This is a genomic window from Streptomyces sirii, assembly GCF_045690365.1.
Classification (GTDB): Bacteria; Actinomycetota; Actinomycetes; order Streptomycetales; family Streptomycetaceae; genus Streptomyces; species Streptomyces sirii.
In genome coordinates, this window is sequence record NZ_CP147982.1 from 5,196,068 (window position 1) to 5,209,495 (window position 13,428).

Here is a 13,428-nt window from a genome sequence, read left to right on the forward strand (position 1 = left end):
CGTTAGGGTTGCGGGTCGGTTCCCTGCGGGAGGCATGCGTACGGAACGGACAGCGCGGCCATAACGGCAAGATGGTCGTGACGGCAGGAATGGTCATGACGGTGCGAGGGGCGATCGCTCGGTGAAGCAGCTACACATCAAGGTGCTGGTCGGGCTGTTCCTGGCGGCCGGGGTGCTCGCCTGGGGCGGCGCCCGGCTGTGGGACTCGTTCGGGACGCTGCCCAGCGTCCCGGTGGCCGCGCCGATCGTGCTGGCACTGATCGCCGCGGTGCTCGCCGCCACCGCCCTCTCGCTCCGCTCGCGGCTGCGCGCCCAGCGTGAGCGCCGGCCCGGCGCGAAGGGCGTCGATCCGCTGGTGGCCGCCCGGGCGGTGGTCTTCGGGCAGGCGAGCGCGCTGGTGGCGTCGCTGGTCGCGGGCCTCTACGGCGGCGTCGGCGTCTTCCTGCTCACCGCCGGGCTCGATGTCGCACCGCGCCGGGACCAGGCGATCTACGCCGGTCTGTCGGTGGTCGCCGGAGCCGCCGTGGTCGCCGCGGCGATCTTCCTGGAGCGGGTGTGCAAGCTGCCGGACGACGAGGGAAACGGCGGGGTGGACGCCGCGGCGTGACACCGCGGCCGCCCCGGTGCGCCGTCGTCCGAGGTCAGGCCCCCGCGACCGGGACCGTGTCCAGGGACACCTCGCCGCGCGGGAGCTTCGCGGCGTCCGCGGCGGTGGAGCGGCGCAGCGCGCCGTGCAGCCCGGCGGGCGTCAGAACGCCCAGATGACGCTCGCCGTCGCGGACCGCGACCCAGCCGGCGTCGTGCTGCAGCATCGCGCTGAGCGCGTCCTTGAGCGGAGCGCCCGGCGGCAGCCAGGCGTCCATCCGCCGGGCGTGCTCACGGACGGTGCCCCGTGGCGCCTTGTCGAGACCGCGGCCGGCCGCCGGGCCGCCCACCGCGCCCGTGAGTGCCGAGGCCGCCACCCAGCCGTACGGTGACCCGTCGGCCTCCAGGACGACCGCCCACGGCGCGCCCTCGGAGGCCAGCCGCTCGGCGGCGCGGGCTACGGGGTCGTCGAGGCGGACGATCGGCGGCTGTTCGAGGTCACCGGGGTCGACGGGCGTGACGGAGAGCCGCTTCAGGCCCCGGTCCGCGCCGACGAACCGGGCCGCGTACGGGGTCGCCGGGGCGCCCAGCACCGTCGCGGGGGTGTCGAACTGCTCGATGCGCCCGGCCCCGTAGACCGCGATCCGGTCGCCGAGCCGGACCGCCTCCTCGATGTCGTGGGTGACGAACAGGACCGTCTTGCGCAGCGAGGACTGCAGCCGCAGGAACTCGTTCTGGAGGTGCTCGCGGACGACCGGGTCCACGGCGCCGAAGGGCTCGTCCATCAGCAGCACGGGCGGATCGGCGGCGAGTGCGCGGGCCACGCCGACGCGCTGGCGCTGGCCGCCGGAGAGCTGGTCGGGGTAGCGGTCGCCGTACGTCGACGGGTCCAGGCCGACCAGGTCGAGGAGTTCGGCGGCGCGGGCCCTGGCCTTGCCCCGCGGCCGGCCGAGGAGGTGCGGGACGGTGGCGGTGTTGTCCAGGACGGTCTTGTGGGGGAAGAGCCCGACCTGCTGGATGACATAGCCGATGCGGCGCCGCAGTTGGACGGGGTCGATGGCGGATATGTCCTCGCCGTCGAGGAGGATGCGTCCGCTGGTGGGCTCGACGAGCCGGTTGACCATCTTCATCGTGGTGGTCTTGCCGCAGCCCGAGGGGCCGACGAGCGTGACCAGTTCCCCCTCGGCGACCTCGAAGGTGAGGTCGTCCACGGCTTTCGTACCGTCGGGATAGCTCTTGGTGACGTGCTCGAAGCGGATCATGATTCCCCCTTGTCGACGGGCCCATTGTGGCCGGGGCCCTGTGAACGCGCTGTTGCGCGCGGATGGCGATGCGGCCGTTGAGCTGCGGGACCGGGCCGATTGTCAGTGGTGGGAGTTAGGGTCGCAGACAGCCACCGCAAAGGTGTGCGACGGGGACGGGGGAGGTGACGAGCCATGAGCGGCAGTGCCGCCGGGCCGAGCTGTCTGGTGACGAACGACTGGATCTGCGGTGAGTATCTGCGCACCCGCAGCCAGGAGTTGGTGGACGCGACGGTCCAGCACATCGGCATCACCGCCGTGTCCGTGGCGATCGGCCTGCTGATCGCCTTTCCGCTGGCGCTGCTCGCCCGGCACCGCCGGGGCGCGGCCGGGCCGGTCCTGGGGCTGACGACGGTGCTGTACACGGTCCCGTCGCTGGCGATGTTCGCCTTGCTGACACCGGTGTTCGGGGTCTCCGCCGCGGTGGTCGTCACGGGCCTGGTGCTGTATTCGCTGACGATCCTGGTGCGCAACATCCTCGCGGGCCTCCAGGCGGTGCCCGCCGAGGTGCGGGAGGCCGCCCGCGGGATGGGCTACGGCCCCGCGCGGCTGCTGTTCGAGGTGGAACTCCCGCTGGCGCTGCCCGCGGTGGTGGCCGGCCTGCGGATCGCGACGGTCTCGACGGTGGCGATGACGACCGTCGGCTCCGTCGTCGGGTACGGCGGCCTGGGGAACCTCATAGCCAGCGGTATGGAGGGCTTCTTCAAGGCGGAGGTGCTGACGGCGTCGGTGCTGTGCGTACTGCTGGCACTGGCGGCCGATGTGCTGCTGATGGGCCTTCAGCGGCTGCTGACGCCCTGGACGCGGGCGCAGGCGCGGGCGAAGTCCCCGGCGCGGCGCGGCGCACGGACGGCGAAGGCGGTGGGCTGACCATGGGGGCGATCGCGGATGCCTGGCAGTGGCTGACGACGGCGGCCAACTGGGCGGGGGAGAAGGGGGTGGGGCATCGGCTGGCCGAGCATGCCTGGCTCAGCGCGCTGTGCCTGCTCCTCGCCTGCCTGATAGCCCTTCCGGTGGCGCTGTATCTGGGGCACATCGGCAAGGGCGGGGCCCTCGCGGTCAACCTCTCCAACGTGGGGCGTGCGGTACCGACGTTCGCGGTCCTGGTGCTGCTGACGCTCAGCCCGCTGGGGCGGCACGGGGACTGGCCGACGGTCATCGCGCTGGTGCTGTTCGCGGTGCCGCCGCTGCTGACCAACGCCTATCTGGGCATGCGGGAGGCGGACCGCGACGTGGTCGAGGCGGCGCGCGGGATGGGGATGTCCGGGCCGCAGCTCCTGGTGCGGGTCGAGATACCGCTCGCCTATCCGCTGATCATGACCGGCCTGCGGTCGGCCACGGTCCAGGTGGTGGCGACCGCGACGCTGGCCGCGCTCGCCGGCGGCGGGGGCCTGGGCCGGATCATCACCGCCGGCTTCGGCAACTACGACACCGCCCAGGTCGTCGCGGGCGCCGTGCTGGTGGCCGTGCTCGCCCTGGCCGTGGAGGGCGTCCTCGTCCTCGCGGAGCGGCTCCTGGACCCGATGCGGGGGCGGCGCCGCGCCGTGCGGACGGCATCGCGTACGACCAGGGGCGCGGGCGAGGGGCGAAGCCGCGGCGCACCGGCTTCGGCACCCGCCCCGTAGGGACCGAGGCGGGCCCGACCGGGCCCCTCACCAGCTGACCGACCCGAACCCGAACCGACCTACCCGAACCCGACCCCGCCGGACCCGAGCGGATCCGAACGGACTGATTGGTGGCATCCATGAGCAGCAAGTCGCGCGCGGCCCGGACCGCGCTCGTCGCGGGCACAGTCGTCGCGCTGGCGGCCGGGCTGGCCGCGTGCGGTGGCCAGAGCCTGGAGGAGAAGGGCGGCGGCAGCGGCAAGGGAGGCAAGGGAGAGCTGGTCATCGGCTCGGCCGGTTTCACCGAGTCGAAGGTGCTCGCCGAGATATATTCCAAGGTCCTCGCCGACGCCGGATACCGCACCCGGGTGCAGACGCTCGCCAATCGCGAGCTGTATGAACCGGCCCTGGAGAAGGGCCAGATCGATGTGGTTCCGGAATACGCCTCCACCCTCGCCGAATTCCTCAACGCGAAGAAGAACGGCAGCAAGGCGAAGCCCGTCGCCTCCAGCGACGTCGACAAGACGGTGGCGGCGCTGAAGAAGCTCGCCGGGCCGCGCGGACTCAAGGTCCTGTCGGCGGGCGGGGCGACGGATCAGAACGCGTTCGCGGTCACCAAGGAATTCGCCGCCGAGCACAAGCTGAAGACCCTCTCCGACCTCGGCAAATCGAAGCAGAAGATCAAACTCGCGGCGGGCGAGGAGTGCGAGACCCGGGTGTTCTGCAAGCCGGGCCTGGAGCGGGCGTACGGCATCGACATCACGGGCCTGGACCCCAAGGGAGTCGGGACCCCGCAGGCCAAGCAGGCGGTCAAGGACGGCACCGACCAACTGGTGCTCACCACGACCACGGACGCCACGCTCGACAACTTCGGCCTGGTGCTTCTCAAGGACGACAAGAAGCTCCAGAACGCCGACAATGTGCTGCCCGTGGTGAATGCCAAGAGCGCAGGTGACAAGGAGATCGAGGCCGCCCTCGGGAAGCTCACGAACGCGCTGACGACCGAAGATCTGATCGACCTGAACCGCAAGGTGGATGCCGAGCGGCTCAAGCCCGCGGATGTCGCACAGGCGTTTTTGGAGTCCAAGGGGCTGCTCAAGAAGTAACCAGCGTGAAACGGATTGGCGGGCGGGGCCCCATAGGTCCCGCACGCACGGTAAGTTTCTGGCCATGCCACGAGGACGCCACCGCCATTCACCACCCCTCCACCGGCTGCTTCCTCCCTCGACGGTCGCCGGTGCGTCGATCGCCTGCGCCGCGGGCGCGTGGTTTGTCGGCGACGACCTGGTGCAACGGGTGCTCGCCGCGGGTGCGGCGGCCGCCGCACTGACCGGCGCCGTCCTGCTGCGGACCTGGGACCGCAAGGCCGGCCGACGGGTCGCCGAACTCACCCGCGCCCGGGTGCGCGACGAGTGGCGCACCGAGGAGCGGATAGCCGAGCTCGAAACGGACGTCGAGGAGTCCCGCGAGCTCCGCGCGGCCCTGGACACCAAACTGCGCGCCAAGCGGGCCGAATTGGCCCGGCTGCGCAGCGAGCACGCCGAGCTGCTGCGCCGCTACGCCACCGCCGAGACCGAGCGGGCCAGCGCCCTGGAGGGCCGCCGGCTGCTCGCCATAGAGGCCGCCGCCCCCGCCAAGGCGCTGCCGGCCGCCGCCGACACCGTCCCGGCCCAGCGCGAGCCCGCCACGACCCCGGGTCGCCCGGCCGCGGACCGCCAGGGCCCGACCGCCGCCCTGTACGCGCAGGCCGACCGGGCACTGGGTCGACTGGCCCGCAACGCCGCCCGGCAGCGCGCCGCCCAGAACTCCACGGGTACGCCGCGGGCCGGCGACCGGGCAGCGGCGGCCGCCCCCGCCGGACGGTCCGCCGAGGGCGCCGCCCAGACCGGCAAGAGCGCCCAGGACGGTGAGAACGACCGGGGGAACAGCCGGGCGGCCGCCGTCGAGCGCACGGGCGACGCACGCCACGCCCGTACGGCCACCGCCGCCGGACCCGCGCTCCGCCCCGTCCCGGCCACCGCCACCGCCGTCGCCCCGCAGCGCCCCACCGCATCCCGCGAACTGGGCGGCTTCGACTTCTTCGGCAACGCGACCGCCGCCGGTCCCCGGGAGCTGCCCGCGCCGCTGGAGGACGATCTGGCGGACGTCGTCGGCGACGAGGCACTCGCGGAGCAGTCGGCCCGCGCGAAGGCCCGTGAGGCGCGTACAGAGGCGCGCAAGGACGCTCGCCCGGAGCTGACCGCGGGAAGCGCCGAGACGGACGCTGAGGAGGCCGCCGAGGAGGCCGCCGAGCCGGTCGCGGACGGCGAGACCACCGCCGGCGCGGGCGAGGTCATCGACCTCACCGCGCACGACGAGACCGAACAGCTCGACCTCGGCGCGCTGCGCAGCGCCATTTCCTGACCACCTCGGTCGGCATATTCGGCAGTTCGGCCCCGGAGCCCTCACAGGCTCCGGGGCCGAACGCTTTCGACTGGCCTCGGTGGGGCCGTCCACAGGGTGTGGACGAGGCGGGCGAGCGCCCGATGGGGGAGACGACTCCCGGCGCGGCGCCCGCCGCCCACCGCCCACCGCGCCTACTTGTCGATGTCGCCCACGACGAAGAAGAGCGACCCGAGAATCGCGACCATGTCGGCGACCAGCGTCCCCGGCAGCAGCTCCACCAGCGCCTGGATGTTGTTGAACGACGCCGAGCGCAGCTTGAGGCGATAGGGGGTCTTGTCACCCTTGGAGACGAGGTAGTAGCCGTTGATCCCCAAGGGGTTCTCGGTCCAGGCGTACGTCGCGCCCTCGGGGGCCTTCAGGACCTTGGGGAGCCGCTGGTTGATCGGCCCCGCAGGGAGCTCGGTGATCCGGTCCAGGCAGGCATCGGCGAGATCGAGCGCGTTGTGGCTCTGCTCCAGCAGGCACTCGAAGCGCGCCAGGCAGTCGCCCTCCCGGCGGGTGACGACCTTCAGCGTCGACTGCAGCTCCCCGTACGCCAGGTACGGCTCGTCGCGGCGCAGGTCGAAGTCGACACCGGAGGCGCGGGCGATCGGCCCGGAGACGCCGTACGCGTGCACCGCCTCGGGCGCGAGCACACCGATCCCCCGCGTACGGCCGCGGAAGATCTCGTTGCCCAGGACCAGGTTGTCGAAGACGTCCATACGGGAGCGCACATCGGCGACGGCGTGCCGGGCCCGGCCGAGCCAGCCGGCCGGCAGGTCCTCCTTGAGGCCGCCGACGCGGTTGAACATGTAGTGCATCCGGCCGCCGGAGATCTCCTCCATGACGGTCTGGAGCTCCTCGCGCTCACGGAACGCGTGGAAGACGGGGGTGATGCCGCCCAGCTCCAGGGGGTACGAGCCGAGGAACATCAGATGGTTCAGCACGCGGTTCAGCTCGGCCAGCAGCGTCCGTACCCACACCGCGCGCTCGGGCACCTCCATGCCCAGCATCCGCTCGACGGCCATCACCACGCCCAGCTCGTTGGAGAACGCCGACAGCCAGTCGTGCCGGTTGGCGAGCATGATGATCTGGCGGTAGTCGCGCGCCTCGAAGAGCTTCTCCGCGCCGCGGTGCATATAGCCGATCACCGGCTCGGCGTGCTGGATCCGCTCGCCGTCCAGGACGAGGCGCAGCCGCAGCACACCGTGTGTGGAGGGATGCTGCGGGCCGATGTTCAGCACCATGTCGGTGCTCTCCGCCGCGCCGCCGATGCCGACCGTCGTCTCCGTCATGGGAACAGTCTCGCAGCACCCGGTACCCGCCTCTCAGGCGTCCCACCCCTTGGGCCGCTCAGGATGTCCCACCCCTTGGCCCCTTAGGTGTCCCACCCCTCGAGCAGCCCCGCGCACTCCCCACCCACCGGCTCCAGGAGCCAGCCGAAGCCGCCCAGGCCCGCCGGGTCGGTCAGCTCCGCCGCCGCACCCGCCGCGCTCAGCGCCCGTAGATAGCCGCCCGGATCGGTGCCGGCCAAGGCGAGCGGCGGGCGCCGGCCGTCCACCCCCAGGGCGTGCAGCGCCTCGCGCTGGGTCAGCCGCTCCGCCGACGGGCCGGCGCAGGCGTCCAGCGCGACATGGGCGGTGATGTCGCAGCTGCCGTCCGGGACGGGGTGCACCTCGCGGCCGTCGCGGAAGCCGGTGAGGGTGCCGAAGGGCGGGCGGCCGCCCCGTTCGTGGGCGTAGTCGGCGGCGACGGCGAGCCCGGCGCGCAGTGAACGGACCGCCCGCGCCCAGGCCAGGTCCCGGGGCCGGCCGATCTCGGCGCGCAGCCCGGGGGAGGGAGCCTCGGCCGTGGCGTCCTCGGAGGCGCTCAGCGGCGGCGCCCACCACCGGCGGAGCCACTCCGCGTCCGCCCCGTCGACCGGCTCGCCCAGCCGCTCGGTGCCGTCCGCGCGGACCAGGACCCGGCGCGGCACGCCGTCGGCATCCGTCTCGACGACGTCGACCGGCACATTGTCGAGCCATTCGTTCGCGAACAGCAGCCCGGTGACCGAGCCGGGGGCGGGCAGCTCGGCCAGCCAGCCGATCCGCCGGTCCAGGCCCTCGGGGCGGGCGGCGCGCTCCACGGCGTACGGATGGAGCCGTGCGGCCACCTCGTCGGGCAGCGCGGCCAGCACCCCGGTCAGCAGCTCGCCGCGCCCGGCCCCGACATCGATCAGCGCCAACTCGTCCGGGTGGCCGAGCGCGGCGTCGACGCGGCACAGGAGCGTGGCGACCGCACCGGCGTAGAGGGGGGAGGCATGGACGGAGGTCCGGAAGTGGCCGGCCGGGCCGGGGCCGCCGGGCCGGGTGTAGAAGCCGTCGTCCGCCCCGTACAGCGCCCGCTCCGTCGCATCCCGCCAGCCGCACCACTCGTTCGTCACCTGCCCCACGGTACGGGCGGGCGCGGGCCTCCGGCCGACGGGGAGACCGCAGATCGGGCTGCGGGGAGATCGCGCGGAGATGTGGAGATCGACCTCCGGTCCACCACATTCGGCGCAGAGAGTCTCCACCTTGCGGAGTAGGCCGGTCGCACAGGATCGCTCCTCCGGTTGACCCGTACACCTATCCGGCCTGCCTACGCTGGGTTACGTGCAGCGCCTCTACGACTTCCTCCGCAGGCACCCGACGGGAGTGGACACCTTCTGGGCCGTCCTCCTCCTCGGGTTCAGCGGGCTGTGGCTCATGGCCGACACCACGGGCACCGAGCAGATCATCGCTGCGATCTTCACAGTCGGCCTGTGCCTCGTCATCGCGCTGCGCCGCAGGGCCCCCGTGAAGATGCTGCTGCTGACGGCCGCCATCGGCGTCGGCCAACTGGTCTTCGCCATCCCGACCAACCCCGGTGATTTCGCGATGTTCGTGATCACCTACACCGTCGCCTCCGGCCCCACCATCCCCCGCTGGGCCTCTCGCTGCGCGCTCGCCGGCGCCCTCCTGGGCCCCACCCTGTCCCTGTGGCGCTTCTCGGAGGGGCCCACGAGCCGGCCGGTGTGGGAGATGGCGTTCTTCACCGCGCTGCTCACCGTGCCCTTCGTACTGGCCTGGGTGCTCGGCGACTCCATGCGCACCCGCCGCGCCTACTGGGCACAGCTGGAGGAGAAGGCGGCCCGGCTGGAGAAGGAGCGCGAGGCGCAGTCCCGGATCGCGGTCGCCGCCGAACGCGCCCGGATCGCCCGCGAGCTGCACGACGTCGTCGCCCACAACGTCTCGGTGATGGTCGTCCAGGCCGACGGCGCCGCCTACGTCCTGGACACCGCCCCCGAACAGACCCGCCAGGCCCTGGAGACGATCTCCGGCACCGGGCGCCAGGCACTGGCCGAGATGCGCCGCCTGCTGGGCGTACTGCGCACCGGCGAACAGCCCGAGAGCGGCGAGTACGTCCCCCAGCCGGGCGTCGAGCAGCTGAGTGATCTCATCGACCAGGTGCGCGGTGCGGGACTCCCGGTCGACTTCCGGATGGAGGGCGAACCGCGCCCGCTGCCCAGCAGCGTCGAACTGACCGCGTACCGCATCGTCCAGGAAGCGCTCACCAACACCCGCAAGCACGGCGGCCCCGATGTCGGCTCCACCGTCCGCCTCTCCTACAAGGACGACGAACTCGACCTGCTCGTCGAGGACGACGGCCGGGGCGCCCAGCACGAGCTCTACGAAGAGGGCGGCGCGGACGGCCTCGGGCACGGCCTGATCGGCATGCGCGAGCGGGTCGGCATGGTCGGCGGCAGCCTGACCGCGGGCCCGCGGCCGGGCGGCGGCTTCCGCGTCACCGCCGTACTGCCGCTCAAACCTCAGAGATGAGCGCCGCCGGCCGGCCCACCACGGTCCGCACCGCCGACGCACCCGCCCCGCCCACCGCCTCGACCCCGTACGCTCGGCCGCCCCACTCTCATGTCTGAAGGGACCCACCCGCCATGACCATCCGCGTGATGCTCGTCGACGACCAGGTGCTGCTGCGCACCGGCTTCCGGATGGTGCTCGCCGCGCAGCCCGACATGGAGGTCGTCGCCGAGGCGGGTAACGGCGTGGAGGCACTGGAGGTGCTGCGCTCCACCAAGGTCGACGTGATCCTCATGGACGTCCGCATGCCGCATCTGGACGGCGTGGAGGCCACCCGCCGGATCTGCGAGGGCGGGCAGAAGGAGGGCGCCCCGAAGGTGCTCATCCTGACCACCTTCGACCTGGACGAGTACGCCTTCTCGGCGCTGAAGGCCGGCGCCAGCGGCTTCATGCTCAAGGACGTGCCGCCCAACGAACTGCTCGCCGCCATCCGCGCCGTGGAGAGCGGCGACGCGGTCGTCGCGCCGTCCACCACCCGCCGGCTCCTCGACCGCTTCACGCCGATGCTGCCCGCCACCGGCGCCGAGCCGTCCCGGCCCGAGCTGGAGCGGCTGACCGAGCGCGAGCGGGAGGTGCTGCTGCTGGTCGCCCAGGGCCTGTCGAACGGTGAGATCGCGGCCCGGCTGGTGCTGTCGGAGGCCACCGTCAAGACCCATGTCGGCCGGATCCTCACCAAGCTGAGCCTGCGGGACCGGGTCCAGGCAGTGGTCCTCGCCTACGAGACGGGGCTGGTACGGGCGGGCGGGACAGGCGGAGCGGGCGCGTAGCGGGAGGCCCCGGAGCGTGGCGGGTAGGGGCAGGCCCTCAGGGGGAGGGGTCGGGCGTCAACCCGCTGTGCGCCCGTTCACGCTCAACGCAACACGCCTTCAAGGAAGTCGCTGCCCAGCCGGGCCACCACCTGGAGATCCAGCTGGTGCAGCACATAGCGCCCACGGCGCCGCGTCTGGACCAGCCCGGCCTTCTTCAGCGTCGCGACATGGCGCGACACCTCCGGCGGGGTGATCCCGTACGCGTTCGCCAGCTCCCCCGTCGTATGCGGCCCCCGCGACAGCGTGCGGCACAGCTGCATCCGCATCGGGTGCGCCAGCGCCTCCAGCCGCTGCTGGACGAGTTCCAGCGCGGCGGGCGCCGGCAACTCCGGGCTGGCGACCGGGTACTGGATCACCGGACGCCACCCCGGCGCATGGCTGAACACCAGATGCGGCCACCCGAACGACGTCGGCAGGAACGTCACGCCGGGGTCCGCGGGGCTCGCATAGGCCGTCGTACGGCCGCTGGCCAGCTTGTCGATCATGATGCGGACGCCGCCGCTGCCGTCCTGCGCCTCCTCCAGCGACAGCGCCGCCGATGTCGCGGGCAGCGTCTCGGCCAGGCCCTTGCGGCGCAGCAGCTCGGTCTTGTGCCGTGCGTCCGCGGCCAGTTGGATGCCCACCCGCCGCCAGATGTCCCCGAAGAACGCCTCCTGGCAGTCCTCGAACAGCCGGCGCAGCCACACCCGCAGACCGTCGGGATCGGTCAGCATCCGGTCGGTGAAGGCCGCCTGCCGGGGGCCCCGCGCGGCGGCCATCTCCCGTACGCGCGCCCGCTCGTCCGCGTCGACGAGGGGCGACGGGGTGGGGCGGGTGTACTTCGCCGAGCAGGAGATCTCGAACGCGGCTGCCACGAACCGCTCATCGTCGATCTTGTCCAGCTCGTCCAGCTCCTCGGCGAGCGTCGCCCCGGGGCGGGCCGGCAGCAGGATGTCGGAGCGGGAGGAGCGCCACAGGAAATCCGCCTCGCACAGCCGGTCGGCGAGGTCGGTCTTCAGTGCCGCGTTGGTGGCGGTGACCCAGCCGTGCAGCCCGGGGTGGTGCCCCGGCTCGGACAGCGCGTGCAGCGCGGCGCTCAGCTCCGCCAGGGGCGAGGGGGAGAAGACGATGCGCTCCGGCGGCAGCCCGGTGATGTCGATGACGTTGGCCATGAACCCATCATGCGCGAGCGCGCGACCTGCACGGCCGTCGATTGACGGCTCCGGTCAATCGACGAGCCCCAGCCGGCCGGACCGCCCCACAGTGGGACCCATGGACGCCATTCAGCAGCACCTCCTCGACACCTACCGCGCCGCCCAACGAGCCGAAGCCACCCCACCCGCCCCCGGCCTCCACACCGTCCGCACCGCTCACGAGATCCGCCAGTGGCGACGCTTCCAGGCAGTGGTCTTCGGGACGCAGGGGCTGGGGCGGATCCGGCGGGCCGTACGGGCAGCCGCCCCGGGCTTCTCCCGCCCCCGCCCCGCGACCCACCCACTCGCCCCCACCCCGGCCGAGAACCGCTCAGCGGAGCCGACCACCCGGGACGGCAACGACCTGCTCCGTGCTTAGGACCTGTCCGATGGGCCAGGGCCGGACAGGCCCCAGCGCTCCAGCACCGGTACTGGGACGGCCCTAGGCACCCCCGAGCCGATGTCCCCGACTGCGGGCGACGCGCAGACTGTCACCGAGAGCGTCCCTCAAGCAGCGGGCGAGGTACCGCAGTTCGTGGGCGGTGGCCCTTTCGTCGAGCAGCAGGGGGTCGGCGTGTTCCAGGAGGCTCTCGCCTTGGTCCAACTGGACCCGCTCCACGGCGTCCGCGCGACGCGCAACGGGGCCGCCGTCCGTCGAGAGCAGGTAACACGGCTTTCCGTCTGGGCTTGACCAAGGGAGCAGGCGTGGACGTGCGTGCTGTGACACTTCAACTCCAGTTCTCTAGAGAAGCTGTCCGCTACCCAGTGAAGCGGTTCGAGTGCGCAGCGTCAATGACTTCTCTAGAGGTGTGATGCCTGTCGTGATGATGCCGCCATCACGCGACTCGAACACATCTCTAGGATGTCTAGAGATCGCCAGGAGGGAAGCGCCGCCATGGTTGGCCAGGACAAGCAGTCGCCCAAGTACCAGCGGATCGCCGAGGCTTTGAAGCAGGCCATCGCCTCAGGCGCATACCAGCCGGGCGATCGCCTGCCCGGCGAGAACGACCTGATGGCCGAGCACGGCGTCGCGCGGATGACGGCGCGTCAGGCGCTGGGAGTGCTGCGTTCCGAGGGACTGGCCGAGTCCCGTAAGGGTGCTGGAGTATTCGTGCGGAGCTTCCGGCCGATCCGACGGCGCGGGGTTCCTCGCCTGGCACAGGAACACTGGGGCGCCGGGCAATCGGTCTGGTCGGCCGATGTGCCCGATCGGAGCCTGGTGGTGGATGAGGCCACCATCGGCGAAGAGCGGGCGCGCGACTCCGTTGCGGCGCGGCTCGACATCGCGCCGGGTGCGGCTGTCTGTGTGCGCAGCCGCCGCTTCGTGCTCGACGGAAAACCCGTGCTGCTCTCCACGTCCTTCCTCCCTGCCGATCTGGTGGCAGGGTCAGCGATTACCCAACCCGATAGCGGGCCTGGCGGCATTTACGCCCGGCTCGCGGAACTGGGTGCGGGACCGGTGCGCTTCCGGGAGGAGGTGCGGGTCCGCATGCCCTCCTCAGACGAGGCCGAGCGGTTGCGGCTCCCCTCCGGCACGCCTGTGATCCTCATCAGCCGTACGGCGGTGACCGAGGAGGGGCGCGCGGTTGAGGTCAACGAGATGACGCTCGACTCGTCGGCCTACGTGCTGGAGTACGACTTCGACGCCTGAGCCGGTC

Annotated in this window: 13 protein-coding genes; 9 read left to right on the forward strand and 4 right to left on the reverse strand. The window is 72.3% G+C overall.

All coding sequences use genetic code 11. The features are described 5' to 3' along the window. Positions 1-121: 121 nt before the first annotated feature. Positions 122-607, forward strand: a complete 486-nt coding sequence (locus WAB15_RS23520; protein ID WP_399150781.1) for a DUF3180 domain-containing protein — start codon at positions 122-124, stop codon at positions 605-607. Between the two features lie 34 nt (positions 608-641). On the opposite strand, the gene WAB15_RS23525 is transcribed toward WAB15_RS23520, so the two are convergent. Beyond that, on the reverse strand, positions 642-1,847 hold the full coding sequence (locus WAB15_RS23525) for an ABC transporter ATP-binding protein (RefSeq protein WP_407287453.1): 1,206 nt from the start codon (positions 1,845-1,847) through the stop codon (positions 642-644). A gap of 174 nt (positions 1,848-2,021) precedes the next feature. Here WAB15_RS23525 and WAB15_RS23530 point away from each other — a divergent pair, with 174 nt between their 5' ends. The 4 genes from WAB15_RS23530 to WAB15_RS23545 all read left to right on the forward strand — a co-directional run bounded on the left by WAB15_RS23530 (position 2,022) and on the right by WAB15_RS23545 (position 5,893). Beyond that, a complete protein-coding gene (locus WAB15_RS23530; RefSeq protein WP_399150783.1) occupies positions 2,022-2,756 on the forward strand; it encodes an ABC transporter permease in 735 nt (244 codons plus the stop codon). Positions 2,757-2,758: 2 nt separating this feature from the next. Further along, the gene (locus WAB15_RS23535; protein ID WP_407287454.1) at positions 2,759-3,511 is read left to right on the forward strand and encodes an ABC transporter permease; all 753 of its coding nucleotides are present in this window, start codon (positions 2,759-2,761) and stop codon (positions 3,509-3,511) included. A 119-nt stretch (positions 3,512-3,630) separates the two neighbouring features. Then, positions 3,631-4,596 (forward strand): ABC transporter substrate-binding protein, encoded by a 966-nt coding sequence (locus tag WAB15_RS23540; protein WP_407287455.1) that lies wholly within the window; start codon positions 3,631-3,633, stop codon positions 4,594-4,596. 64 nt (positions 4,597-4,660) lie between these two features. Next, a complete protein-coding gene (locus tag WAB15_RS23545) occupies positions 4,661-5,893 on the forward strand; it encodes a hypothetical protein (protein ID WP_399150786.1) in 1,233 nt (410 codons plus the stop codon). 173 nt (positions 5,894-6,066) lie between these two features. Here WAB15_RS23545 and WAB15_RS23550 read toward each other — a convergent pair whose 3' ends face one another. Together WAB15_RS23550 and WAB15_RS23555 are read right to left on the reverse strand one after the other, a co-directional pair. After that, complete coding sequence (locus WAB15_RS23550; protein ID WP_407287456.1) at positions 6,067-7,209, reverse strand: NADH-quinone oxidoreductase subunit D; 1,143 nt, start codon at positions 7,207-7,209, stop codon at positions 6,067-6,069. Between the two features lie 83 nt (positions 7,210-7,292). Further along, entirely contained in the window at positions 7,293-8,336 is a 1,044-nt protein-coding gene (locus tag WAB15_RS23555) for an SAM-dependent methyltransferase (protein ID WP_407287457.1), read from the reverse strand. Positions 8,337-8,544: 208 nt separating this feature from the next. Here WAB15_RS23555 and WAB15_RS23560 point away from each other — a divergent pair, with 208 nt between their 5' ends. Then, positions 8,545-9,750, forward strand: coding sequence for a histidine kinase (locus WAB15_RS23560; RefSeq protein WP_399150789.1), 1,206 nt, complete (start codon positions 8,545-8,547; stop codon positions 9,748-9,750). 113 nt (positions 9,751-9,863) lie between these two features. Next, entirely contained in the window at positions 9,864-10,556 is a 693-nt protein-coding gene (locus WAB15_RS23565) for a response regulator (protein ID WP_399150790.1), read from the forward strand. Positions 10,557-10,639: 83 nt separating this feature from the next. Here the strand turns inward: WAB15_RS23565 and WAB15_RS23570 are convergent, their stop codons facing one another. Next, on the reverse strand, positions 10,640-11,749 hold the full coding sequence (locus WAB15_RS23570) for a DUF5937 family protein (protein ID WP_399150791.1): 1,110 nt from the start codon (positions 11,747-11,749) through the stop codon (positions 10,640-10,642). A gap of 100 nt (positions 11,750-11,849) precedes the next feature. On the opposite strand from WAB15_RS23570, the gene WAB15_RS23575 reads away from it, so the two are divergent. Both WAB15_RS23575 and WAB15_RS23580 read left to right on the forward strand, forming a co-directional pair. Continuing rightward, positions 11,850-12,149 (forward strand): hypothetical protein, encoded by a 300-nt coding sequence (locus WAB15_RS23575; protein ID WP_407287458.1) that lies wholly within the window; start codon positions 11,850-11,852, stop codon positions 12,147-12,149. A 516-nt stretch (positions 12,150-12,665) separates the two neighbouring features. After that, positions 12,666-13,421 (forward strand): GntR family transcriptional regulator, encoded by a 756-nt coding sequence (locus WAB15_RS23580; RefSeq protein WP_407287459.1) that lies wholly within the window; start codon positions 12,666-12,668, stop codon positions 13,419-13,421. Positions 13,422-13,428 lie beyond the last annotated feature (7 nt).